The sequence below is a fragment of the Bacteroidota bacterium genome, assembly GCA_016195025.1.
Lineage (GTDB): Bacteria > Bacteroidota > Bacteroidia > Palsa-948 > Palsa-948 > Palsa-948.
Genome location: JACQAL010000021.1, coordinates 43129 through 68545 on the forward strand (window position 1 = coordinate 43129; position 25417 = coordinate 68545).

A 25417-nucleotide genomic window follows, 5' to 3' on the forward strand; every position below is an offset into this window, starting at 1 on the left:
CAAAATTTTTATGAAGAAATTTTTATCTGCCTTTTTCTTTTTTCTGTATTTATCTTTCGCTGCATTTTCCCAATCTTCGCTCGATGCTACTTATATTGCCGATAAATATTTCAACGGCATTGTAAAAATTCTTCTCTTCGATTCGCTTGCTGAAAAAAAGCAGCCCAATTCAGGATACATAGGAAGAGGTTCCGGGTTTGTTGTAACCGATGACGGTCTCATTTTCACCAACCGCCACGTGGTGGAGTATTGCGTATATGGCTATATGGATTATTTGTATATCGACCCGGCAACGTACGAAGAGATTCACTCTGTTTCCATTTATTCCGAAGATAAAATAAATGAACCGACAACAAAAAAAGTTTACCGCACCGGGTACACAACCCCCATCGTGCAGATTTATTTCGGCAAGGGAGAGGATGATTATAAACTTTACTATGCAAAAGTTATTGCCATGGACGTGGGTTCATTCGATGGCGCCATTCTGAAAATTATTTCTGAACTCAACGGAAATCCCGTTACGGAAAAATTTCATCCCATTCCCATAGGAAATTCCGATTCCACCAAACAAGGAGAAGATTTATGCATCTATGGATTTCCCGCGCAGTTTGATGCCGGCTTTAACCTCATGCTGAAAGACATGAGCACGCTCACTTTTGGCAAGCACAGCGGATTTGATTTTGTGTTCAACAAAGAATATGGCTACATAAAAACAGATGCATCCATTAATAGCGGAAACAGTGGCGGACCGGTATTTAATCGGTTTAATAAAGTAATAGGAATTGCAACTGCTACAGGAAATAAAACAAATATTGGTTTGATTGGCGGAATTAATGGAATGCACGCTATAGCAAAATCAGATGAAACTCTTTTACGCGCGCTGGAGAAAGCAGGATTGAATTCTGCTTCTGCCAAAGCCGAAGTGGGAAGCGCCATCATTACCGGTGCGCAGCGCCCGCTCATTGCTCAGAAAAAAATGAAAAGAATTATTTCAGGAAAAAAACAGGAGAGAAAATTTCAGAACGGAACTTTTTATATGAAACCGCTCGCAACATCTTTTTTTATTGATGATAAATTTACACTCGATAGCGCAGGAAAACTTCCGGTTGCAAATCCAAACGAACCCGTGCGCCTGGTTTCTTCGGCAGCATCCGGATTTGAATTGGGCTATCAGTTTCCGCTATGGAGAATTTCCTCGCACGCAAAACTATCGCTTGATTATGCTTTCCTTGGCGCCTACTTTTACGCTACCGACTGGACAAGAGTGCAATTGAATGATTCTATTCCCAAAGAAAAAATTTCTTCCCCCGCACACAGAATAATCGGAAACTTTTATACTAAATTGGGTCCGGCATTTTCAGTTTTGCTTTTCAAACGAATTATTTTTGAAGCGCACCTGCAGGCAGCCCCGACAATAATCAGCCCTTTCAATCATGTTATCATATCTTATCAGGCGGGCAGCACAGAAAACGATTGGAACCTTTCAAACGCATTTGGCTTTAGTATGAATTCAGGAGGAAGCATGCGCTATCGTTTTCTCAGCGTAGGAGTTGAATATTTTTTTATTCGTATGCCCAATCTCGAAATTCAAAATCTCAGAAACGGAACTTTCGTTTCTGCCTCTGCAGGAAAAATGACACTAAGTACTTTGATGCTCTCGCTTGGGTTTAATTTTTCAAAAGAATAAATTCTTCTTTTTAACTTTTTATATTTGCTATAATGAACAACAGAATGAAAAAATTATTCTTCTCACTTTTTTTTCTGATTTTTTCTTTGCATCCGGCTTTCACGCAGCAAAAAGGATTGAATGCTAAATTTATTGCAGCCAATTATTACAAGGGCATTGTAAAAATTCTTTTATACGATTCGGCAGCGGCAAAACAGGACCCATCACGCGGCTATGTGGGAAGAGGTTCCGGCTTTGTTGTTACGGATGACGGAATTGTTTTTACCAACCGCCACGTAGTTGAACTCTGCGTGAACGGCTATATGGATTACGATTATAACGATGCTGCAACCAATTCTTCATGGAGAACTACTGCCGCCTATTCCGAAGAAAAAATAAAAGACGCGTCCATTACAAAAATTCATTACACGGGCTATGCCACTCCGATTGTACAGGTATATTTCGGCAAAGGCGAGCACGATTATAAATTATATGCGGCAAAAGTTTTAACTATTGGAATTGGTTCATTTGACGGAGCCATGTTGAAAATTATTTCCGACCTGAATGGAAATCCTGTCAGTACAAAATTTTTCACACTTCCCGTTGGAAATTCTGATAATGCCGTGCAGGGCGAAGATTTATGCGTGTTCGGGTTTCCTGCGCAGTACGATGGAGGATTTGATTTAATGCTGAACGATATGAGCACGCTCACTTTTGGAAAACTCAGCGGCTATGATTATGTGTTCAACAAAGATTACGGCTACATAAAAACCGATGCATCCATCAACAGCGGAAACAGCGGAGGCCCGGTGTTCGATGAGAGCAATAGGGTAGTTGGAATAGCTACCGCAACAAGCGCCAAAACAAATATTGGCTTGGTAGGCGGAATAAACGGAATGTATTATGTGGTTGCGCCAAAGAGTGAAGTTCTTCAGCATCTCACCGCCAAAGGATTGACCATTCCGAAAAATGCCGGCTCCATCAATACCATTCTTGGCGAGCGGAAAGATATTCTTCCGGCAGAGGAATTAAATAAAACAAAATCTTCCTCGGGAAAAATTTCGGATGGCAGCAGTTCAAATGTTGTTTCGGAGTATTACAAAAATTCCAAAATCACTTTTCACAATTCGCTGGGCGACAACGGAGTTCTCGGAAAAGCAGGTGACCTCTATGATATTCTTGGTGACGGATTGGATTTTGTTTATGTGCAGGTAAACAATTACGGTGAGCCGCTCAACTCGGATGGATTTGTTGTGGAGGCATACAAAAAATCAGGAGAGGCGTATGTTTTTGTAGAAACAAAAAATTTTGATGTGCAATCTGATAAATCAGCAGCGTACTTTAAATATTTTCCGCCCAGCACAGGGGATTATCGTCTGAGCGTGTACACAAAAAATTCTTCCTTTATCAATGATGGTTACGTTACTTTTAAATTGAAAGACAGCGGCTCTTCTGAAAATACTTCCGGGTCCGGCTATTATGCAAAATCAAAAATTAATTTTACAAACGATGAGGCGAATGTGCTGAAGCCGGATTTTTATTACAAAGATTTTTCAATCGGCAAAGAGGGAGGATTTGTTTATTTGGTGCTGGATAATTATCCCGATGCGCTTAACACAGGAGAAATAATTGTGGATATATGGAAAAAGAAAGGAAGCAAATACGATTCATTTGTGGAAACCAAACGCTATAGCATTACCAATACATCGCTGGATTACACGTATTTCAAATATACTTTTTATGAAACGGGGGAATATAAATTCAGTGTGTTCACCAAGGATCAGACATGGATTAACACCGGCTATGTCATTATCAAGAAAAAATAAAATCAGGGATAAAATTCGTATTCATACTTCACAATTTTAATACTCTCTTTCTGAATCTGGCGGTCGGCTTGTGAAGTCAACAATTTTTTGTCGCTTTCGTAGAGATAAATTATCTCATCGGTTTGCATTCCGTTTTTATATTTTTTCTCCTTTGTGACATTTCCGTTTGAATCGTATTCATAAGAAAATTTTTCAGTGTTGTTTCCGCTGGAGTTATCGGTGGAAATTTTTTCAATCAATCTTCCACTTGCATCGTATTTATAATTTGCTCCCGAACGAATGAATCCGACAATAAATTCATACGACTCATCTATGATTTTTCCGTTGGAAAAATTTATTATTCCCTGCTTATACGGCTTTCCTTCATCATTCAGGAATTTTTTCTTCACTTGTGCGGGAGTCAATTGCTCGTATTCAAATTTTTCTTCCGAGAGAATTGTCTGCACGCCAAGTTTGAACGGTTCGCCTTTTTTCGCAATGTTGGTTTCCTTGCAAAGCGTTTTCCTGCTCACCAATCCTTCTCCGAAATATTCAAAGTAAGTTGTGTGAAAGAAATCTCCAATGCACACACGCTGCATCCGCAAATATCCGTTTGAAGTGTAAACATATTCTGTTCCGAGTGTGTCGTATTGATATTCATAATTAGTTTTTGTAAAACTTTTTTTGATTACTCTTCCTTTCTTGCTATACACGGCAGGCATTTCAATTTCTGTTTTCTGAAGAGAAGTGATTTCATTGTAAAAGTGCCGCACGAGATTTCCATTCTCATCGAACTGATAATTTTCCGCCAACCCTTTGTCGCGAATAATTTCTCCATCGGGCTTGTCCACAATGCTCTTGCGGATAATTTTAATTTTATTCTGCTTGATAAAAGTTTTATTGAAAACTGGCTCAGGAAGAGCAACATCGGAAGGAGAAGTATTTATTACTTGTGAATGACAAATATAAGAGGGCAGATGGCAAATGAAGAATACAAAAAGAAAAAGTATTATTCGATTTGTTTTAATGCTTCGGAAATATTTTCTGCCGGAAGTTTGCACGTTTTGTTTTTACAAATATAAATTAAAGTTTTGCCTTCCACAAATTTGTTTTGCAGAAGCGGCAAATTACTTTCTGTTTTACTTCCAACAAAGATTGCATTAGGAATAAAGTGTTCCGAAAGCTCTTTTCTTTTTTCATCAACAGAGTTGCCAACAATCGCGATTTCGTAAAAGGGTTCGATAAAATTCTGCGCCAGCATTGCCCAGTTGGAATAAGCCGAGCCGTATTTCGGAATTTCATCCTGAACTTGCTTCAGCATTTTTTCAGAAACCGCCAGATAATTTTTTTCATCAAAATAATTTCCCAGACAAAAAAGTGATTTTGCCATAGAGGAGTTGGAAGATGGAATTACATTATCCTGGATTTCCATTTTCCGGGAGATGAGTTGAGTATCCAGATCAGAAGTAAAATAAAACATCACCGACTTTGAATCGTGAAAATGGTTGAGCGCATAACCGGCAAGTTGTTTTGCTTCGTGCAGCCATTTCTCGTCAAACGTATTTTGGTAAAGAGCGATGAATGCTTCAATGGTGAAAGAATAATCTTCGAGGAACCCGTTTATCTCTTTTGGAATTCCGGTGCGCATGGAAGGAAAAGGAGAAAATGCATGTAACCATCTTCCCTCTTCTTTTTTACTATTTTTCAGAATGAAATCTGCATTCTTGAGTGCGGCATCCAGAAATTTTTTCTCGTGAAAAACCGAGTAAGCATCCGCATATCCTTTTATCATCATGGCATTCCATGAAGTAAGAATTTTATTATCAAGTCCGGGTTTAATTCTTTTTTCTCTTTCGCTAAGAACTTTTTTCTTCAACATAGAAATTTTATTCTGCAATTTTTCTGTGCTGATTGAAAACTTCTTCGCAATTTCTTCGTCCGATTTTTTTCGAAGCAGAATATAATTGTCGTGTTCCCATAATCCGATTTCGTTTACATTAAAATATTCTGCAAACAAATCAAAATCATTATCAAGAATATTTTTTAATTCTTCTTTCTTCCACACATAATATTTTCCTTCTTCGCCCTCGGAATCGGCATCCATTGCAGAATAAAAACCGCCTTCTTTGTTTGTCATTTCCCGCTGGATAAATTCCAAGGTTTCATAGACAATTTGTTTGTACAAATTGTTTTTTGTGAGCTGATATGCTTCGGAATAAAGCGAAACTAACTGCGCGTTATCGTAAAGCATTTTTTCAAAATGCGGAGCTTTCCATTCACCATCCGTAGAATAGCGCGCAAATCCTCCGCCAACCTGATCATAGATTCCTCCGAATGCCATTTTTCCCAGCGTGAGATTAATATGTTTCAGCAGCGATTCGTCTTTTGTAAAATAATATTGTCGCAAAAGAAACTGGTAATTATTCGGCAGCGGAAACTTTGGCGCTTTTTTCGGCCCGCCTTCTTCGTTGTCAAATCTTTTTTTCCAGTTCTCCACGCATTCGCTCAAAATATTTTTTGTGATGGCCGGCTTCTCCGAAAAATCCGGAAGCAATTCCGTTTTCTTCACTGCATTTGTAAGTTCATCGGCATACGAAAAAACTTTTTGCGGTTCTTTCGTATATAAATCTGCGAGCGTGTGAAGAACCTTGAGCCAGTTTTGTTTTGGAAAATAAGTTCCGCCATAAACCGGCCTGCCATCGGGAAGCGTAAAACAATTTAACGGCCAGCCACCGCTGCCGGCCATGATTTGCACTGCGCTCATGTAAACGCCATCCACATCAGGTCTTTGTTCCCTGTCAACTTTTATGCAGATAAAATTTTCGTTCATCACTTTCGCCACTGAATCATCTTCAAAACTTTCGTGTTCCATAACATGACACCAGTGGCAAGCCGAATAACCAATGCTGACGAGCACTAATTTATTTTCCTTCTTAGCTTTCTCCCATGCCTCATCGCTCCATGGAAACCAATCCACCGGATTATGCGCGTGCTGCAAAAGATACGGGCTTGTTTCGTGAATGAGCGCGTTGGTATGTTGCTTGGTTGTATCTGTCATTAAATTTTTTTTTGCCTGCTGAACATTACTATTTATTTCGCATGAAAAAAATCCGATAATAATTAAAAATAGAAAGAATGTCTTTTGAAAATTTATTTTCATTCAGAATAAAACACACAAAAAAATTTATGCCAGTGAAATTACTGCTTGAGATTAATCGCCTTCGAATACTCAACCGGAAATTTTTTCTTGTAATACCATTTTCCTGCGCGGAGAGTTCCTTTCAGTGTAAGCGTGGCATTTCCGGAAGAAATGATTGGCAGCACATTCGCAATATCTCCGAAGCCCATTTTTGAAAAATCGGACTTAACATTAAAGATTTCTGTTTCATCCGAGTTGCCTTTGATTCTTACTTTCCTGTAGAGTTTTATTTTTCCAATGCTGATTCCATTCAGCGTTCCGTCAAACTCAGAGGGATAAACTACTACATTCATCCGGTTTGGATTTTTTATTTTCATTCCAAACTCGGCATCTATTCCCTCGCGCGAAAGTTTATGGAGTTTTGGTTTTTCAATTCCGCCAATGGAAAGTTCTTTGAATTCTCCGCAGGAAGAAAAAATAACCGGCAGGCAAAAAAGAAAAAAACATTTTTTCATTTCCTGCTCATTTCCGAATAATATTTATAGAACAGCGGAATAGTTTCAATGCCTTTGAAGTAGTTGAACAAACCGTAGTGCTCATTCGGAGAATGAATATCGTCTGAATCCAAACCGAAACCAAGAAGCACGGATTTTATTTTTAATTCCTTCTCGAACAGCGCGACAATCGGAATGCTTCCACCCGAACGAACCGGAATTGGTTTTTTCCCGAACGTATCCTGCATGGCTTTGCTTGCTGCCTGATATGCGATAGAATCGGTTGGCGTAACGCATCCTTCTCCTCCGTGAAGCGCTGTAACTTTCACCTTCACATATTTCGGTGCAATTTTTTTGAAATGCTTTTCAAAAAGCTTTCCGACTTTTTCCGAGTTCTGATGCGGAACAAGCCGCATGGAAATTTTAGCAAATGCTTTTGACGGCAAAACTGTTTTTGCTCCCTCGCCTGTATATCCTCCCCAGATTCCGTTCAACTCAAGAGTGGGGCGAATGGAAGTTTGTTCAGTGGGAGAATATCCTTTTTCTCCTCTGAGTTCTGCAACGCCCAAATCTTTTTTATAAACATTTTTGCTGAAAGGCGCCTTTGCCATTTCGGCTCTTTCTTTTTTTCTTACGATTTCCACATCTTTATAAAATCCGGGAATAATAATTTTTTGATTCTTGTCTTTCATGGAAGAAATCATTTCACACAAAACCTGAATTGGATTTGCAACTGCGCCACCGTAAACTCCCGAATGTAAATCGCGGTTCGGTCCGGTGACTTCCACTTCCATATACGCAAGCCCGCGCAAACCAACGGTGATGCTCGGAACATTATTCGCGAGAATACTCGTGTCAGAAATCAAAACCACATCGGCTTTTAGTTTTTCCTTGTTCGCTTTTACAAATTTGTCGAGGTTGGCAGAGCCCACTTCTTCTTCGCCTTCAATCATGAATTTCACATTGCACGGAAGCGAGTTGGTGCGAACCATGCTCTCGAATGCTTTCACGTGCATATACATTTGTCCTTTATCATCGCACGAACCGCGTGCATAAATTTTTTCATCCTTAATCACAGGTTCGAACGGAGGAGAAGTCCAGAGATTGAGCGGGTCTGCGGGCTGAACATCGTAATGCCCGTAAACCAAAACGGTGGGAAGGGAAGCATCAATTATTTTTTCTCCATACACAACCGGGTAGCCGGCAGTAGGGCAGAGTTCCACTTTATCCGCTCCGGCAGCAATTAATTTTTCTTTCACCGCATCAGCAGTACGCAGCACATCGTTTTTATATTTCGGGTCAGCGCTGATACTCGGAATGCGGAGCAAATCCAGAAGTTCACTGAGGAAGCGGTCTTTGTTGGATTCGATGTAGGAATTGATTTGTGGCATGGGATACTATTTTAAAAAGGGAAGCAAACGTAAGAAAAAAATGTAAGATTAAACATGAGATTCTTCGCTTCGCTCAGAATGACAATTTGTATTTTCGAACTTTATGAAAAAAGGAATTCTTTTGGTAAATCTCGGCTCTCCTGATTCTCCTTCGGTGAAGGATGTAAAAAAATATCTTACGCAGTTTTTGAATGACCCGTTTGTGATAGATATAAATCCTATTGCGAGATATATTTTAGTGAATTGGATTATTGTTCCTTCCCGCTCAAAGAATTCCGCAAAGCTGTATGAGCAAATCTGGACGAAGGAAGGTTCGCCATTGATTATTCATAGCAAAAGGCAGAAAGAACTTTTGCAAAAAGCCCTCACCCCTCACCCCTCTCCCAAAATAGAAGAGGGGAATGAGTACGTAGTAGAGATGGGAATGCGCTATCAAAATCCCAGCATCGAATCGGCTTTCAAAAAATTGGCGGAGCAGAAAGTGGAAAGTATTACCGCCATTCCGCTGTATCCGCACTGGGCTTCTTCTTCTACCGAATCAAGCATTATGGAAATAAAAAGAGTTGCGAAGAAATTTGGATTTCAGAATTTGAAAATAGTGGAGAAGTTTTATGATGATGAAAATTATTTGCAGTCATTAGTTTCTGTTGCCGAAAAATACCTCACCCCCAACCCCTCTCCTAAAACAGGAGAGGGGAGGTGGGATTTTTTTGTTTTCAGCTATCATGGCTTGCCGGAACGGCAAATAAAAAAAATCTATCCGAACCATTGCGAGATAAATGATACATGCTGTTCCGCCATTTCAGAAAAAAATAAATTCTGTTACCGCGCGGCATGTTATTTCACAACGAGAGAATTGGTAAAGCGGTTAAATATTCCCGAAGGGAAATACATTACCTCTTTTCAATCGCGGCTGGACGATAAATGGCTGAAGCCCTACAGCGATAAAGTGATTGAAGAAAAGGCAAAAGAAGGAATGAAAAAAATTTTGGTCTTCTCTCCTGCTTTTGTTTCCGATTGCCTGGAAACTATTTATGAAATAGGAATTGAATATGGGCACACCTTCAAACAAAATGGCGGAGAAAAATTACAGTTGGTGGAGTCGCTGAATGAAAATCCGAAATGGATTGAAGCGCTGAAAAAAATAATTACCGGCTGAATATTTTTTCCCGCAGAAAATTTTTTGTGAAGTATTCCGTATATGCTTTTCTCCATTCAACGGAGGGAGCGATATCCAGATATTCAAGCATGGGTTTTTCGTCTGTGAAAACTCCTGCATCGCCCAGGTTTAATTTTTCAGGCGGCAGAAAGCAATCATTGCTATTATTCCCCTGCATTTCTGTCCCTGCAAAAGAGATTTTTGAAAAATCAATTTCGTTATCGCCCGCAACAAAAATCAGGTTGCTGAATTTTTCATCCTGCAGATTTGTTCTCAGCATTTTTATTTTATAGCCCGCCTTCCGAAATGTTTTATAGAGCCATGCAGAAGATTTTCCCAATGCACCGGAATAAAATCCATAAAAGTTCACCATAATGATTCCATCTTCTGAAAGATTCTTTTTCATTTCTTTCAAGCTTTCCAGCGTAATTACATAACCTGGAGGAGTTTCCCCATGAAAAGTATCAAAGAAAATAATATCGTATTTTTTATTGCAGGTTCTGAGAAAATGCCGGGCATCATCAATGGTAATATTGGCAGCAGAATCAACCGAAAAATATTTTTTGGAAACTTCTTCCATGCGAGGGTCTAACTCTACCGCATCTACGTTAAAACCTGATTTGCGAAACCGGTTGTAAATAACTCCTCCGCCTAAGCCGCATAAAAGAACGCGGCTTCCTTTCGGAAAATTACTTGCAATGCAGGAAGCATAGTTTGTATAATCCAGCAAACTATGTTCAGGGTTTTCTGCATCCACAATAGTTTGCCCGATATTATTTACAAGAAGCGCTCTTGCTTTTTTCCATTCTTTCTGAGGAGAAAAATAAGTATAGTCCACCACTTTTATTTCCCCCGGAATCCCCTCGCTTTCATAGAGCAAAGAAAGGTTTTTGTCTTGTGGAAAATAATTTTTCGGGAAAAGAAAAAAGACAGGAAGGAAAATAAACAGTGCGGAATATTTTTTTTCAAGAATAAAATAAACAAGCGCAACGCATAGTATGATTCCTCCAAAAACCATAGAGGGCTTTACAATTCCGTACTGAGGCAGAATATAAAACCCGCAGAGCAGGGTAAAAAAAATTCCTCCCACCGTGGACACAGAGTAAATTATGCCTGCGCTTTTTCCCGAACTGTCGGCATCATCATTAATCAGGTTAATGATAACAGGCGAAGCCATTCCGAAGAAAAGCAGGGGAGGAAATAAAAAAGTCAGCAGTGAAACCAAGCTTCCCCATTGCACACTCATGTAAATGGTAATGCCGAGCACATAATTTCCAATAGTTGTCATTCCGAAAAAGGAAAGCCCCGCCAGCAGGAGAGCATAAAATAAAAGAGAGCGGTTGTTATATTTCTTAGATAACATTCCACCCAGAAAATATCCTGCAGCCAAACCGCTCAGCGTAACCGCCAGCACCGATGCCCACACATATAATGAGCCGCCAAAATAAGGCGCGATAAGTTTTGCGCCTATGAGTTCGCATGCCATTACCGAGCCGCCTTCCATAAATGAAATAACGAGCAAAAGTTTTTTGAAGGAGGATTTGACGGCAGGCATGGAAAGAATAAAAACTGCACCGTTTATTTAAACAGAGCGGCTCCTTATTTTCTGAGTTGTTACTGTTGTAAACTTATTTCGAAATTTTTCCGCACCCGATTTTAATAATTCAGATATGGTTTTTATCTTGTTCTGATTCAGAAAAATGATAGCGTAATAAAATAATGCTTATGCTTTTTGTCTTATGAGCGAAAACCCATTCTCCGAAATCTTTATCTTCTGTAAGAATAATTCTGTCCGTATTTTTTGCAAGTTCAATGATGTTTTCATCCTGCAACCCAGGATTTGTTTCTTTAATCGAAAGGAGATCAATGTGAATTTGGCGAAGAGAGCGGATAATTCCTCCATGAATATTTTCGTCTGCAAGCAGCATTCAGGCAGCGGCAACCATTTCTTCTCCGGCAATGGTATCGGCAGTATAGGCAAGCGCTGCCTGCACATCTTCGCGGGTAAGATGACTATACATTTTCAGAATATCATCTATGCTCGCGCCCTCCGCCATCTTGCGAATGATTATTTCTACGGTAATCCGTGTGCCTTTAATTACCGGCTTGCCCAGCATAATGCGGTGGTCAGATATAATCCGGTCGTGATTCATACTGTAAATATACAAAAATAAAAAACGGCAACCTGTTTTTGATTGCCGTTTCTGTTTTTCTGTTATACTTTTTTACTTCTGAATAGAAACCTTCTGGTTTTTTTATGTTCTGCGAGTTAAAAACCTTCAGGAAATAAATTCTACTGTCAAAACAAATCAGTCATCAGTTTTTCTTTTGTCATGCCGAAATGATTGGCAACATCAGATAAAATAGAAGAAAGAGTGCCGATTCTAAGAGAATCATGGTTGGGAATAGTAATATGATGTTCTCCGTTTTGAATCGTGGTGAGTCGAATATGGCTCCCGGTTTGCCGCGTAACAATATATCCGAACTTTTTTAACCGCTTAACCAATTCTTGTCCGGATAAATCGCGGGGAATTTTCATAGGGGAAGTAGTTCCTCCTTAACAAAATGCAGACGGATTATTTTCGGCATGTTGTTTTTTTCGAAATGGCAGTTTACCGCATCGCGAATCATTTTCTTTAATTCTTCCATAGTGCCGGCTTCGGTAAATATACTTTCTCCCAGCGCCTTTGCCGTATATCCGCCTTCAACGGCTTCCTCTATCATAAAAATCAGTTCCTGCATTAGAATAATATTTTACTCAAAGATACTGGTTTTTTCTCTTTTCATAAAAATAAAAAACAGCAACCTGTTTTTGATTGCCGTTTCTGTTTTTTAGTTCTGTTATTTTATTGCTGAATGGAAATCTTCTGGTTTTTTATGTTCTGCGAGTTGAACATATTCAGGAAAAATGAAAAATTAATGACGAAGGTATAGTCCCACAATTGCAGCCATTTGCGCAATCCAAAAGCCAACCATCCATTTAATTAAATCAACCTTGTCATCCTTGGTAAGAAAAACATCCTTCTTTTGATTTATTTTTTCTTCCGCTTTTGCGTCAAAATACTCTATAACCTTTGTCGCCTCGCTTTCTCCGAGTTTTGTTTTCAGAATTTCATAAACCTGTAATTCCAGTGCAGACATTTCAGATATGATTTTTATTTCTTTCTACAAAGATAAGATTTTTTCCGCTTGAAAAATAAAAAACGGCAACCTGTTTTTGATTGCCGTTTCTGTTATCAGCAGGGAAAAGAGTTACTTAATCACCAACTTCTTCTTGTAAACAGCATCGTTGGAAGTAGCCACTACAAAATAAACTCCGGCAGCAAGTTTGCCCGAAGGGTCAATGGCAATTGTTTCTTTATCATTTGCCAGTAAAATCACTTCTGAATAAAATTCCCTGTCAAGCAAATCACGTACTACAATGAGCACTTTATCTCCCTGCCTGCCTGCTATGCTTACATTAAACGCACCACTGGAAGGGTTGGGATAAACCGCAAACCCGCCCTTGCCGCAGCCCTGCACAGGAATCATATTAAATATTTGCGTTGCTCCGTTAAGGTCTGTTTCAGATAAGCGGTAATAGGATGCTGCGCTCAAAGGGTCGGTATCTTCTGCAGAATATTTTTGAATGGAAGAACTGTTGCCTGCCGCCTTCACTTTAGTTACAGGAATAAACAAACTTCCATCGGTGCTTTTTTCCAGCGTAAAATAATCGCTGCTTTGCTCGGTGGCGGTTTCCCAGGTTGCTACAACCTTATTGCCATTATTACATTCCGCATTGAAGGAGAGAAGTTCTATGGGAAGGGGAGCAGTAATTCTTGATAATACATAAGGAGAAAAGTAGGTGAACCCAGAAGCTGTTACAGCATGTGCGCCAGCAGCAGCAGACCCAGCAGAGCCGGAAGAAGTATATGTTCCGTTAATGCCGCCTTTTCCATCATTCCAATAAGTTCCTGCCCAATGCTGAAATCCTACTACATCTGTTGGTACTGCCATAGTATTTTCGCTGCCATCGTAATTAAAAGTTAAACTAACCGAAGGAATAGGAGAAGCAAGCGAAGATGTTATATCCCACCACCTGTCAATTACCGCAGAACAAGAGCCATCTATACCAAGCGTTTGGTCAAACATGGTGTTTACTGCCGCCACATTGCTTGCTCCTGCCCAAGGCAAGTTACAAACACCAGCACTTACACAGGGGGTTGCGCAGGCATTGGTAGTTTTTCTTGTGGAAAAGGAAATATTTCCTACAGCGCCTGTGTTGTTAAAAGTAACAGGCAGATAAGTGCCGGAAGCAGTTCCGAACGGGACAATATGCGCGCCTGTATTTGACCCTATGTTCCATTGCAGTATGCTTGGATTTACTCCTGAGTTGGTTTCACTTACTATGCGACCGCTAGTACGAACAATTGCGGCAGTAGGACCATATTGTACATTAAATTTATATCCATTTAAATAAAAAGGACCGCTTTTCAATGTTAATATTCCGGTTGAAGTAGTATTGGTGTTGGCATTTAACTGTAAATAAACACCGGGACCAGAATTTTTTATACTTAACCCGTTAAATGTTGTTATTGTGCCATTAGTAGACGTTATATTTTGTGTCTGTGCAACATTAAAATCCCACATTTCAATGGTTGAAGTAGCGGGAGTTATCTGATCATCATTAATGAAATCATGACCTATCTCTATATTATTTGACCCGGAAGTTGAAAGGTCTACATTACATGGGAGTTTAATCCACATATCCTGTTTGATATAAACATTTTTTGCAGCAGAACCAAACTTAGTAGCGCCCGCACTATTATTAAACCATACAGTATAATAATCATCCTCCAGATTAAAACCAAAATTATTAACCGAGGAATTAATATAAAGAATGCCCGTTCCGTAATCGGTTTTATTTGTATCAACACTGCCGCCTCCCTGTAAATTAAGCATTCCACTATTAAAATTATTATAAAACACAGCCCCCCAGGTTCCTGTAGTTGTAATAGTATAAGTACTGAAATTAAGTGCTCCGTTTGTCTGTGGCGTTGCCGCAAGCCCGCTCCAATTAATATCCCGAATAGTTGGACTGCCTGTTAAGGTGTAGTTTGCGCCATCCTGCATACGGAATTCTCCGTTCACAGAACCGGCACCTGTTGCGAATGTTCCTGTTCCTCCCCAAGTCCCCTGACCATAAAGATCAACAAAATATAGCGAAGGATTATCCATTCTTCCGTTATTGTTAATGCTGCCATGTATATCCAATGGATTGCTTACCGTTAAAACAGCGCTGGCATTAATTGTAAGATTATGACAAACTGCTGCAGCAGAAATTGTGGGCTGGGTTCCTCCTGAAGGAATGACTACATCATCACAGGAGCCGGGAACTCCTGAAGGGCTCCAGTTTGTTGCAGTTCCCCAAGCTGTTGTTCCGGTAGTAAGCCAGGTTTTGGCACTCCCACCGCAGGTTACTACCTGAATATCCCAAGTCCAGTTAGACCCGCATGCCCCACCATTATTATAAGGGAGATGAATGTAATAAGTATTGCCCACTGTTAAGTTGCCTAAATCAATTGTGTTGGGGTTTGTGCCACCTGAAATATTACAATTAGTGCCTATTTGTGTAAAAGTGAAACAAGTGCCGCTATAAACAACACCATCGGCTGTGCACCCTCCGGAAAGTTTATTTATTTTAACCTCGTGAGTGGTTGCGGTTGCGACAAATTTATACCAAACGGTTTGTTTTAAAGTGCCACAGGAAGGAGTCGGCTCTCCTGCTTCTATGGTAGCCGATGCGCTTGTTCCTGATACAGCCGCTGCATTAACTGTAAGCACAGTAGCACTTGCGCAATTGTCATTTGCCGGTTGGGCGTAAGCGCTTGTGCAAAGCAACCATGCAAAAAAAGTATATGTAAACTTTTTAATCATATTGCAAATTATTTTTTAGGTTTTGCAATTTCTTTAGTATCGTTTTGCTTTTTTTCTTGTTCTTTTTTCTTTTGTTCCCAATATTTATTTTCATCAGCCACATTTATTACAGCGTCATTTAATGATGGCGAACTCGTTTTTGCTTTGCCATCGTCATTAATGTCGAGGGTAACATTTCTTTGTTCATTCGGTGCGCTGTTAGATTTTTGCTGCATTGTTTTTTGCGATTGCCCGAATGCCGCGAAAGAAAATGGAAGAAAGAAAACCAATAAGTATATTTTTTTCATAGCAGAAAAATTATTCTTTGCTAATACAAAGATACATAATTGAAAGGCAATAATACAATGATAATCGTTAGAATTACTAACTTAAAGGGTAATTTAGCCCAGTGAGGTGTTTTCTTAGACGAATGAGGTGATTTTGTAGACGAAAAAATGTTACGAATTACGAATCTGATGCGAATATTACGGATAAACAGCCAAAAGCAGTAAGACAAATATTATTTGTAAAATATTTTTTTGTCAGTTTAATGAGCAACAATTATTTTTTGAATATGATTTTCTTTTTCTGACTTCAAACAAACAAAATAAATTCCTGCGCTCACATCCGAGAAATCAAAACTGAAAGATTTCTGATGAGCAACAGCGGACGAATAAATTTTTTCTCCTTCAAGAGTATAAATTTCAAACCTGTAATTTTTGCTTTCGTCCAAATTATATATTTCTGCTTTGCCGTTTGCGGGATTGGGATAAACAAAAATGTTTTTTGAAGTGGAGGGCTCGGCTATTGAAGTGGGAGTTGGAGTGTATTGCCAGAAATCATTCTTGTAAACGCTTAAACTATCTCCTGTGCCAATATATCCATAACCATTGATGGAAAATCCAATAGCCAATCTTCGTATACTGCCGCCAAAATTTGTTTTTGCAGCCCATGTGTTGCCCGAAGAATTATATTCCCAGAAATCTTTTAAGTTGCTGCCGCCATTTCCTGTTCCTATGTATCCGTAATTACCTATGGAAAAGCCAACAGCCCATTCTCTGCCCGCGCCTCCGAAATTTGTTTTCGCTGTCCACATATCAGTTGCCGGATTGTACTGATAAAAATCTTTATGATAGGCGGTGCCGTCATATCCTGTTCCAAGATATCCGAAACTGCCGATTGAAAAACCTGCTGCGCCCACTCGTGCAACGCCCGGGAAATTTGCTTTTTGCAACCAACTATCGCTGGTGGTATCGTATTGCCAGAAATCATTATCGTAATTAATGGTTGCATCAAAGCCGGTTCCGATATATCCTTTTCCATTGATTGAAAAACCTACCGCCTGGTATCTGGCAGTTCCCGGAAAAGAGGATTTTTGTGTCCACAGGTCGTTTACAGGGTCATATCTCCAAAAATCATTCAGATGCCCGTTAGCGGCATCGTAACCCGTTCCAATATATCCGTAATTGCCAATAGAAAAACCCACCGCCCACCTTCGCGCTGTGCCGGCAAAATTTGCTTTCTGTGTCCATACATCATTTGTTGCATCGTATTGCCAGAAATCATTTGTATAAGAAGCGGACGCAGTTCGTCCCGTTCCGATATATCCGAAATTCCCTATGGAAAAACCGGCAGCGCCCGACCGTGCTGTTCCTGCAAAATCGGTTTTCTTTGCCCAGGTGTTTTGTGCAGATAATTGAAAAGAAAAAATAAACACTACAATAAAAGAGAAGGAATAAATTTTTTTCATAAACAATTTTTTTCAAATGTACAATTAATTGATTGCCTCAATAAATAATGTGAAAGTTTTAGACGAATGAGGTGATTTTGCAGACGAAAAAAGGTTACGAATTACGAATCTGTACGAATATTACGAATAAACAGCCGGGAGCAGGGAATTTTTTTTATTTGAATCGTTTGTAAAATCTTTTTTTGTCTTTGTCAATACAGGTAAACCAAACAGTGTTTTTAAGAACAATTATTCCTATCCTGTAAACTTCATCTTGTGAAAGTTTGATTTTAATTCTGTAACGGGAAGTTTTCTTGCGAAGCACAACGGTTTCGTGCATTTCATCAATGGAATCAATTCGTGTAATGTGGAGGACTTTCTTTGCAATGATGTGAATTAACTCTTCATTATCCGTATACCTAAGCAAGTCGCGCTCATACCTGTTAGTGTATTCGTATTCCATGCTTGGCAAAGAATTTATTTACACTTGCCTTTGACGCTTTGCCTGATTTCATTCCTTCTTCTATAGAGTCGAGCAACAAGGTATCATAAAACTCATCTTCAGAAATAATTTTCGCTTCTGATTTTGAAGAATTAATCAACTGGATTAATTTTGAATAGATACTTTTATCGCTGGGTTTTATTAAAATCGCATTCATGGTATTTGCTTTTTCTCAAAGATAACAATTTTTTCTCCTTTCTCTGTGAAATAAAAATTCAACACCTATTCCACTTAAGGCGAATGAGGGGATTTTTGCAGACGAAAAAAGGTTACGAATTACGAATCTGTACGAATATTACGAATGGCAGGCAGGAAATGATAAAGAAAAACCTTCTTCGAAAAATAATTTTTATGTAAAAATATTTTCATCGTTCAATTTTTTTCACACCAATGAATAATGCTTTCGGCAAGTTCCATTCCGGTTTGGGTGGTTTTTTTATTCAGGTCGCCATCATATCCTCCTAACAGGTGCAAATAATTATAGGCGGAAACAAAATCGTTCAATGCTTTTCTGTTTCTTGCCGCCAAATATTTTTTATAGTCCTCCACCGATTTTCGCTTTCCTTTTGCAGCATGTACTTTTTCGTTCAGCGCAACCAATACTCCGCTCCATGCAGTGTGGCAAGCCATCTTCACATATTTAGCATCTGAATAATAACCGGGCACTCCATTGCCGCCTTTATGTTTGAGAATATCGCGGGCATTGGCTAAATATCTTTTTGCATCGGGAATATGTTTGCGTAATGTCTTCATTGCTTTCTATTAAACAAATATACGAACCTTATTTCAATAATCCGGCAAACGTTTTCTTAAACGAATGAGGGGATTTTTGCAGACGAAAAAAAGAGAATAATAATGCAAAAGATGCGAACATATGCGAATACCGCGAATAGCAGCCCACCCTACAATACTTCAAACTCTTTTTTCACCTTCACATATTTTTTATGCGGAGGAGATTTCTTTTTTTCTTTTACTGATTTTTTATCGTCAAGAAAAGTAATGCCGGAATTGTTTGAGATTTTATTCAGGTCTTTGGGATTGGCAATAAGATGCTCTAAAAAATCAAATGCCAGCGAAATGTCTTTCTTGATTTTTTAATTCTCTTTTGGTTTCATATTTTTCATCCGGCACTAAGCAACTTTTAAAAAATCCACTTTTACAGAATAGCCGAGTTGTTTCATAATATCATCGCAATCTTCCCAAAGAAGCCCAAAGTCCTTTACATCGGCAGCGGCAATTCTGCCCAGCGCCTGCATGATGACTTTCTCATAATTTTCTTCAGCACCTCCCTTCATAATTGAGTTTTCAGCCCAATCCACCAATTCTGCCAGAGAAGTGTGGTGATTAAGATAATCGGTTAAATGCCGGGCTATTTCTTGTCGTGTAATCATGTTTATATTTTTTTATGCCCTTTATCTAGGGGATATTTTTCGTGTATCGAAACAAATTTTGCATTCTTATCATAAATTTCCTGAACAAAACTTACGGTTTGTTCTTCCGCATCGGTAATTTTAATATACCGCGCAAAACCTCCCAACTTTCCTTTTACATCAAACCAGTATTTTCTTCCTCCGCCAGGCAACTCTTCCCAAGTATCAAATTCTTTTTCGTTTTTTATTCGTCTTTTTTTATCCACTGCCGGAAGAAAATTCCTTTTACAAATATACGAACCTTATAGCAATGGTATAGAAAAGTTTTTTTAAGACAAATGAGGTGATTTTGTAGACGAAAAAAAGAGAATAATAATGCAAAAGATGCGAACGTATGCGAATACCGCGAATAGCAGCCGGAACTTTATTTGAATCGTTTGTAAAATCTTCTTTTGTCTTTGTCAAGGCGGGCGAACCAAATGATATTACTCAATAGTTTTATTCCTATGCGATAAGTTGCATTCCGTGTTTTAAGTTTAAATCTATAATGTGTATCTCTGCCGCGAATGGGAACTATTCCGGAAAGATTTTCTAATGTTGCTGCTTTTGCGGTCTCCTTAATTCTCGCTTCGAGCAATGCGGATAATTCATGGTCGTGCTTATACTTGCGGGCATCTTTAATGAAGCCCTTAGTCAATTCGTATTCCATGTTCCTTGAAAAATCTTTTCACTTCTTCTTTAGAAGCTTTTCCACTTTTCATTCCTTCTTCTATGCTATCTGAAAGCAGCAAGTCAAATTCATCATCATTATCCTCTTTGTCGCTTAAAATTTTTGCAGGAACTTTCAGCAATTTAATCGCCTCAAGTATTCTTGAATACATTTTTTTGCTGGTGGGTTTTATTAAAATCGCATTCATAAATTTTCTTTTTATTCAAAGATAATTATTTTTCATAAATGTTTCTTAAATGCATGAGGTGATTTTGTAGACGAAAAAGAGTGCGGATTACGAATCTTCTGCGGATTTACGAAATCACGAATGGATGCAAATAATCCGAAACAACCAAGAAATAGTTTTACCAAAGGGAATAGTTTTTTTGTTTAATTCAAAAAATATTGCTGAACAAAACAAAAAAGAGAAAAGAAAAATCTTTTCAGCATTCAATTTTTCATCTCTTTGTTTTAGGACTTAACATTTTCGCTTATACTTTAAAGGGATTGCCGGCATTTTTTTCAATGTCATTGAAACCGGGTCCACTCCGATTCCTACATTTTCCAACGCCACCACACCTAAAATCGGTTCCACTTTTTCCGGTCCGAAAATCACCTGCACCACCGTTTCTGCGCCCATGAATAAAATTCTTGCAAAGCCATATTCCACTTCATGCGGCTGACCGTTTGCTAATTCATAAGTTGCTTTGCCTTCGGGCTGAACTCCTGCTTTTGCAAGTTCGTCCTTTGGCGCCATACAGTGAATTGCCCCGGTGTCAACTAAAAACAATGCCTCATACCCTGGTTTTGATTTCGCCAGATTTGATATTTTGGCTGTTACTTTGGTTATTCCCATTTTTATTCTTTTTATTCAAAGATAATTATTTTTCACGAGCGCAAACGAATGAGGTGATTTTGTCCCATAGGGACTCCTTGCGGAGCAGACGAAGAAAAGCGTTACGAATTACACGAATTAAAAGCCCCTGATGGAAATTATACCGAGGGTTCAAAAATAATTTGAGAGAAGCGGTAAAAATATCGTTACATTTTTTCACTTTATCGTTACAATTTGGGGAGGGATATTAATGTCGCGCTCAAATATCTTAACGTCTTGCTCAAAAATGTAAACAATCTTTCACTTTATCGTTACAATTTGTGACGGGATGATATCATCTTGTCACTTTATCTTAACGTTTTGTTACAAATCATTAATGTCGTGCACCATTATCGTAACGTCCCGCTCAAAAACGGTAACGTCTTGTCACTTTATCTTAACGTCCTGCGTCAAAATGTAAACGTCTTGCGTCAAAACATTAACGTTTTTGGGAGCGATGCACATTGTTTTTGTCAGCATGTTTCAAAATTGTTCTGAAATTGAAATGCTGATTTGTCATAGCTAAAACGAAGGAAAAACCTCTGAATTTTTTTATGCTTACCTGAAACAAAAACGAGATTCCTCGCCCGGTTCGGAATGACAGTGAAAATAGGAGGGTAAAATTAGCGCGGACATACAATTTCTGCTGAAAGAAAAATTTAATGTCCGCGCCTTGCATTAACTATTAAAATGTCATTCCGAATCCCGCAGTAGGCGGGAAGAGGAATCTCCAAAATTATTTTCAGAATTTTTATCCGACCAAATTATTTTTTCATCTCCTTCCTCTAAGAAAACCTGCACTTCATAGGAGAAAACTCAAATCCCATAGGAGAATTACGGGCATTCGTCCCATTTAACATTTTTTAACTTCTACCAAATCAGTAGTGGTTTGGCATGGGATTTGCTCTATGTAAACCAGCAATGTCTTACTAGTTGAATGAAGTCATGACAAACTAAAAACACACTGCTTCTTCTCCCTGCAAGTAAACGGGGGGCTGGTTTTGCAAAAGTTGCCTATGAACTTTTTTCTTCTGCAAAGCCGGCCAGAACGCAACAACAAAATAGGCGCAACTCTAAAAATACTATTACAATGAAAAGAGTAAAAGTAAGTTTAGAACTGGCAAGGAAGAGCGTGCTTGAGCTGATTAGTTTCGGCTATCACGTTGTTTCGGAGATGACAGGCAATGCATTTTTTGCAAGCCCTCATCCCGCACTTTCCACCATTGCGTCTGTTACCTCTCAGTTACAGACCGCTTATGGAAATGCGCAGGGAGCAGGACCGCATGAAACTGCTGTCATGAATCAGAAACGCGAGATATGTGAAGCATACCTCACCGAGCTGGGACACTACGTGGAAGATGTGGCAAACGACCCCTCCAATGTTTTGACGGGAGCGGAAACCATTATTCTCAGCGCAGGCATGGGTAAGAAGCAATTCTCGCCCAGGCAAAAGCAGGAGTTTGGAGTGCAGGCAGGCGAACTGCCCGGCACAGCCGACCTTACTGCTGCGCATGTAAAGCGTGGTTCTCACGAGTGGGGCTATACGCAAGACCTTTCCAATCCCAATGGGTGGATAGATGGCGGCACTACGGTGCAGGCGCACACTACCATCAGCGGGCTGGAAACCGGCAAGCGTTATTTCTTCCGCCATCGCTCCATTCTTCCGGAAGGACCTTCCGCCTGGGAAGGCCCGGCTGAATTAGTGGTGCAGTGACCTCACCCCGGCCCTCTCCCGCAGGAGAGGGAGGATGAGACAGCCAGAAATCAAAACATCATTGTCAGCGCAAGCGTACCGTGATTGTTCCAAACCTCAACGAAGCATAGTAGTTGGGGTTTGGTGTTTTTTGCCCTCATCCGTTGTAATACAGCCCTCATCCCTGCCCTTCATCCGCCCTCATCCGTTGTAATATAGCCCTCATCCCTGCCCTTCATCCGCCCTCATCCTCGGTCCTTCTCCCCGCGGGAGAAGGAGGTGGAGGTTATTTGTCTCAGGCAGTTTTCAATTTTTCGCATCACTTTGTTTTCATCTGCAAGAACTTCTTCATTCGTGAAGCGAAGAACCCTAATACCTAATTCCTTGATTGTTTCTTCCCGTTCCTTATCGTATTCTTTTATGTGATCCAATTCGTGAATATCGCCATCCACTTCTAAAATAAGTTTTGCTTTGTTGCAATAAAAATCTGCTATGAAATGATAAACAGGATGCTGCCTTCTGAACTTGAATCCTAAAATACTTCTGCCGCGCAGCATTTTCCATAAATATTTTTCTGCCGGAGTGCTCTCCTTGCGCAACTGCTTTGCTTTGTCAAATGTTTTAAGAGAAGCTCCGTAGTAATGCGGAAATTTGCTTTTCATGAAAGTAAAGATATTGCTTTTGCCCTCATCCCCATCCCTTCTCCCTATGGGAGAAGGGAGTTCACGCGTGTTTCCTTCTCCCGATGGGAGAGGGTTAGGGCGAGGGCGAAAGTTCCAAACCCTGACGAAGCATAGTAGCCGGGGTTTGGTGTTTTTATGCGGGCAAATGGAAAAATAAAAAAAGCGGAGCAATTTGTTCCGCCTTTTTTTACACAGGAGAAAAAATTACGCTTTAACTCCTTTCAAAATAGCCACTATCTTGGAGGCGCCCTCTGCTCCGCGCGGAGGAATAAAATTTATAATAAAGGAAATAGTTGAGCCATCAGGAATAGGAGGATTGGGAGCAGCACCGATTCCTCCAATGTCATTAACCGAAATATTTCCTCCCGTATAAGAATCGGTTACAGATGCTGTTTGGGTTGCAGCGTCATAATGTACTAATACGCCATCTCTTTCTTCCATGGTGTTTTTGTTTTAAAGGTTAGTGTGATTTTTTGTCTTTGATTACATGCACAATTTTTTGTCCTCCATTAAAATTGCTCACATACGAGATGTAAGTTACCGTATCATTATCGTTAATGGGAATATTTCCGGGGTTGGTGGCTTTAATATTTCCTTTGGTGAATGAATCCTGTATGATTCCCTGCACCTTGTTGATTACCTTGCCTTCTCTTTTTTCTCCTATGGGCTCGTGTTTTTTCATGGTAAATAAATTTAATGATGAGTACAAACATATATATTTTTTCTTTCACGGCAAAAATAATTATATAGTTTTACTTCTTCATATTGTTTTCATGAAACCATTTTTTGCCTTTCTGCTTTCCCTCGTGGTTGTTTTGTCGTATTCCCGGAATACCCGGACTGGCGATTCTTTAGAAAATCTTTTGCGCTCGGCTAAAGAGGATACGCAAAAAATCCAACTGCTGTATAAATTATACAATGTTTGGTCAGATATTAATCAGGACACAGCCATACAGTATGCCGGGCAAGCGCTTGCAGTATCGAAAAAAATACATTCTGAAAAAAATATAGCAAAAAGTTACCGGCTAATGGGAATGGGGCAGCAGGCGAAAGGAAAGTATGATAAGGCGCTTGAGTTTTTTTTACAGTCATTGAAAATAAGTGAAGAGATTGGCGATAAAAAATTAACCGGTGCATCCCTTCTCGGTATTGGAAATATATATTATTTACAAGGAGCTTTTGACAAAGCAATTGAATATTATTTTTCAGCAGCAAAATTGCTTGAACTGCTGAATGATAAACCGGCACTCGCGGCTGTTTACGGAAATATGGGCAACGTATATTCCGAAAAAAAGGATTTCGAGCAATCCCTTGCTTATCATAAGAAATCACTGGCGATTGAACAGACATTAAAAAATAAAGAAGGCATTGCAACAAGTTTACAAAGTATCGGGAACGTATATGGATTTAAAGAGGATTATGTCAGCGCAATTTATTATTCTGAAAATGCACTCAAACTTTTTGAAGAAACCAACAGCCCCGATATTGCCGCCTGTCTGATAAACCTTGGGATATATTATACCAAACAGAAAAAATATTCGCAGGCGGAGAAATCCATTAAAAGAGCGCTGGATATTTCTATTAAATCAGGCGTTAAGGATTATATGAAAGAATGTTATAATTCTTTATCGGATGTGTATGCCGCAGAAAATAATTTCAAAAATGCCTATGAATACCATAAGTTGTACTCCGATACCAAAGACAGTTTGCTCAACGAAGAATCCTCCAAGCAAATTGCCGAAATGCAAACCAAATACGAAACGGAGAAGAAAGAACAGCAAATTACTTTATTGAATAAAGACAAAGAACTTCAGGATGCACAATTGAACAGACAGAAAATTGTGATTTGGTCTGTTGCCGGAGGATTTTTAATTGTGTTCGTGCTTTCCATTTTTATTTTCCGCGAGCGGAAAAAATCAGAAAAACTTCTACTGAATATTCTCCCCGTTGAAACTGCCAGAGAACTAAAAGCAAATGGAAAAGCTACAGCAAAACATTACGAAAGCGTAACCGTAATGTTCACCGACTTCAAAGGGTTCACTACCATTGCTGAAAAACTTTCAGCGGAGGAATTGGTTTCAGAATTAGATTTTCTTTTCAAAAAGTTTGATGAAATCATTTCCAAGTACAACATCGAAAAAATAAAAACGATTGGCGATGCGTATATGTGTGCAAGCGGACTTCCGACTCCGAATTCAAACCATGCAGAAGAAATTGTAAAAGCCGGAATCGAAATCCAATCGTGGATGAAAGAGCAGAATAATAAATGGAGCTTGAGAATGGGAATTCATTCAGGGCCTGTCACGGC

29 protein-coding genes are annotated in these 25417 nt (G+C 39.3%); 5 read left to right on the forward strand and 24 right to left on the reverse strand.

Annotated elements, in window-relative coordinates; genetic code table 11:
* Positions 1–10: 10 nt before the first annotated feature.
* Both HY063_04780 and HY063_04785 read left to right on the forward strand, forming a co-directional pair.
* Positions 11–1687 carry a trypsin-like peptidase domain-containing protein gene (locus HY063_04780; protein ID MBI3501089.1) on the forward strand — a complete coding sequence of 559 codons (1677 nt, stop codon included), beginning with the start codon at positions 11–13 and terminating at the stop codon, positions 1685–1687.
* Positions 1688–1731: 44 nt separating this feature from the next.
* Complete coding sequence (locus HY063_04785; GenBank protein MBI3501090.1) at positions 1732–3492, forward strand: trypsin-like peptidase domain-containing protein; 1761 nt, start codon at positions 1732–1734, stop codon at positions 3490–3492.
* Positions 3493–3494: 2 nt separating this feature from the next.
* Here HY063_04785 and HY063_04790 read toward each other — a convergent pair whose 3' ends face one another.
* The 4 genes from HY063_04790 to HY063_04805 form a co-directional block, all read right to left on the reverse strand.
* On the reverse strand, positions 3495–4532 hold the full coding sequence (locus tag HY063_04790; GenBank protein ID MBI3501091.1) for a hypothetical protein: 1038 nt from the start codon (positions 4530–4532) through the stop codon (positions 3495–3497).
* The gene (locus HY063_04795; protein ID MBI3501092.1) at positions 4481–6529 is read right to left on the reverse strand and encodes a thioredoxin domain-containing protein; all 2049 of its coding nucleotides are present in this window, start codon (positions 6527–6529) and stop codon (positions 4481–4483) included. The genes HY063_04790 and HY063_04795 overlap by 52 nt, the downstream gene beginning before the upstream one ends.
* A 140-nt stretch (positions 6530–6669) precedes the next feature.
* On the reverse strand, positions 6670–7125 hold the full coding sequence (locus tag HY063_04800; protein MBI3501093.1) for an LEA type 2 family protein: 456 nt from the start codon (positions 7123–7125) through the stop codon (positions 6670–6672).
* The gene (locus tag HY063_04805; GenBank protein MBI3501094.1) at positions 7122–8495 is read right to left on the reverse strand and encodes a dipeptidase; all 1374 of its coding nucleotides are present in this window, start codon (positions 8493–8495) and stop codon (positions 7122–7124) included. The genes HY063_04800 and HY063_04805 overlap by 4 nt, the downstream gene beginning before the upstream one ends.
* Before the next feature lie 103 nt (positions 8496–8598).
* Between HY063_04805 and hemH the strand changes: the two genes are divergently transcribed.
* Positions 8599–9654, forward strand: a complete 1056-nt coding sequence (gene hemH, locus HY063_04810; protein ID MBI3501095.1) for a ferrochelatase — start codon at positions 8599–8601, stop codon at positions 9652–9654.
* Here the strand turns inward: hemH and HY063_04815 are convergent.
* From HY063_04815 to HY063_04895, 17 genes are all read right to left on the reverse strand, one after another.
* Entirely contained in the window at positions 9644–11209 is a 1566-nt protein-coding gene (locus tag HY063_04815) for a fused MFS/spermidine synthase (protein MBI3501096.1), read from the reverse strand. The genes hemH and HY063_04815 overlap by 11 nt on opposite strands.
* 109 nt (positions 11210–11318) lie before the next feature.
* Positions 11319–11582 carry a DUF5615 family PIN-like protein gene (locus tag HY063_04820; GenBank protein MBI3501097.1) on the reverse strand — a complete coding sequence of 88 codons (264 nt, stop codon included), beginning with the start codon at positions 11580–11582 and terminating at the stop codon, positions 11319–11321.
* Entirely contained in the window at positions 11583–11807 is a 225-nt protein-coding gene (locus HY063_04825; GenBank protein MBI3501098.1) for a DUF433 domain-containing protein, read from the reverse strand.
* A 146-nt stretch (positions 11808–11953) separates the two neighbouring features.
* Positions 11954–12193: a type II toxin-antitoxin system HicA family toxin gene (locus HY063_04830; protein ID MBI3501099.1), complete on the reverse strand. Its 240-nt coding sequence runs from the start codon at positions 12191–12193 to the stop codon at positions 11954–11956.
* On the reverse strand, positions 12190–12396 hold the full coding sequence (locus HY063_04835) for a 2-oxoisovalerate dehydrogenase (protein ID MBI3501100.1): 207 nt from the start codon (positions 12394–12396) through the stop codon (positions 12190–12192). Before HY063_04835 ends, HY063_04830 begins: the two co-directional genes overlap by 4 nt.
* 174 nt (positions 12397–12570) lie before the next feature.
* Positions 12571–12795, reverse strand: coding sequence for a hypothetical protein (locus HY063_04840; protein MBI3501101.1), 225 nt, complete (start codon positions 12793–12795; stop codon positions 12571–12573).
* A gap of 111 nt (positions 12796–12906) precedes the next feature.
* Entirely contained in the window at positions 12907–15570 is a 2664-nt protein-coding gene (locus tag HY063_04845; GenBank protein ID MBI3501102.1) for a T9SS type A sorting domain-containing protein, read from the reverse strand.
* An 8-nt stretch (positions 15571–15578) separates the two neighbouring features.
* The gene (locus HY063_04850) at positions 15579–15857 is read right to left on the reverse strand and encodes a hypothetical protein (protein ID MBI3501103.1); all 279 of its coding nucleotides are present in this window, start codon (positions 15855–15857) and stop codon (positions 15579–15581) included.
* Between the two features lie 239 nt (positions 15858–16096).
* The gene (locus HY063_04855; GenBank protein MBI3501104.1) at positions 16097–17299 is read right to left on the reverse strand and encodes a T9SS type A sorting domain-containing protein; all 1203 of its coding nucleotides are present in this window, start codon (positions 17297–17299) and stop codon (positions 16097–16099) included.
* Positions 17300–17453: 154 nt separating this feature from the next.
* The gene (locus HY063_04860; GenBank protein MBI3501105.1) at positions 17454–17741 is read right to left on the reverse strand and encodes a hypothetical protein; all 288 of its coding nucleotides are present in this window, start codon (positions 17739–17741) and stop codon (positions 17454–17456) included.
* The gene (locus HY063_04865) at positions 17722–17937 is read right to left on the reverse strand and encodes a hypothetical protein (GenBank protein MBI3501106.1); all 216 of its coding nucleotides are present in this window, start codon (positions 17935–17937) and stop codon (positions 17722–17724) included. The genes HY063_04860 and HY063_04865 overlap by 20 nt, the downstream gene beginning before the upstream one ends.
* A gap of 215 nt (positions 17938–18152) precedes the next feature.
* Positions 18153–18533, reverse strand: coding sequence for a DUF5618 family protein (locus HY063_04870; protein MBI3501107.1), 381 nt, complete (start codon positions 18531–18533; stop codon positions 18153–18155).
* Between the two features lie 377 nt (positions 18534–18910).
* Complete coding sequence (locus tag HY063_04875; protein MBI3501108.1) at positions 18911–19171, reverse strand: hypothetical protein; 261 nt, start codon at positions 19169–19171, stop codon at positions 18911–18913.
* A 2-nt stretch (positions 19172–19173) separates the two neighbouring features.
* Positions 19174–19416 carry a hypothetical protein gene (locus HY063_04880; protein MBI3501109.1) on the reverse strand — a complete coding sequence of 81 codons (243 nt, stop codon included), beginning with the start codon at positions 19414–19416 and terminating at the stop codon, positions 19174–19176.
* Positions 19417–19574: 158 nt separating this feature from the next.
* Positions 19575–19859, reverse strand: coding sequence for a hypothetical protein (locus HY063_04885; protein ID MBI3501110.1), 285 nt, complete (start codon positions 19857–19859; stop codon positions 19575–19577).
* A complete protein-coding gene (locus HY063_04890; protein ID MBI3501111.1) occupies positions 19840–20067 on the reverse strand; it encodes a hypothetical protein in 228 nt (75 codons plus the stop codon). The genes HY063_04885 and HY063_04890 overlap by 20 nt, the downstream gene beginning before the upstream one ends.
* 270 nt (positions 20068–20337) lie before the next feature.
* Complete coding sequence (locus HY063_04895) at positions 20338–20715, reverse strand: clan AA aspartic protease (GenBank protein ID MBI3501112.1); 378 nt, start codon at positions 20713–20715, stop codon at positions 20338–20340.
* Positions 20716–21823: 1108 nt separating this feature from the next.
* Here HY063_04895 and HY063_04900 point away from each other — a divergent pair.
* A complete protein-coding gene (locus HY063_04900; GenBank protein ID MBI3501113.1) occupies positions 21824–22447 on the forward strand; it encodes a hypothetical protein in 624 nt (207 codons plus the stop codon).
* A 224-nt stretch (positions 22448–22671) separates the two neighbouring features.
* On the opposite strand, the gene HY063_04905 is transcribed toward HY063_04900, so the two are convergent.
* The 3 genes from HY063_04905 to HY063_04915 all read right to left on the reverse strand — a co-directional run bounded on the left by HY063_04905 (position 22672) and on the right by HY063_04915 (position 23791).
* Positions 22672–23088, reverse strand: a complete 417-nt coding sequence (locus HY063_04905) for an endonuclease domain-containing protein (GenBank protein ID MBI3501114.1) — start codon at positions 23086–23088, stop codon at positions 22672–22674.
* A gap of 225 nt (positions 23089–23313) precedes the next feature.
* On the reverse strand, positions 23314–23550 hold the full coding sequence (locus HY063_04910) for a hypothetical protein (protein MBI3501115.1): 237 nt from the start codon (positions 23548–23550) through the stop codon (positions 23314–23316).
* A 19-nt stretch (positions 23551–23569) separates the two neighbouring features.
* The gene (locus tag HY063_04915; GenBank protein ID MBI3501116.1) at positions 23570–23791 is read right to left on the reverse strand and encodes a hypothetical protein; all 222 of its coding nucleotides are present in this window, start codon (positions 23789–23791) and stop codon (positions 23570–23572) included.
* Between the two features lie 91 nt (positions 23792–23882).
* On the opposite strand from HY063_04915, the gene HY063_04920 reads away from it, so the two are divergent.
* A partial coding sequence (locus HY063_04920) for a tetratricopeptide repeat protein (GenBank protein ID MBI3501117.1) occupies positions 23883–25417 on the forward strand: 1535 nt, incomplete at its 3' end.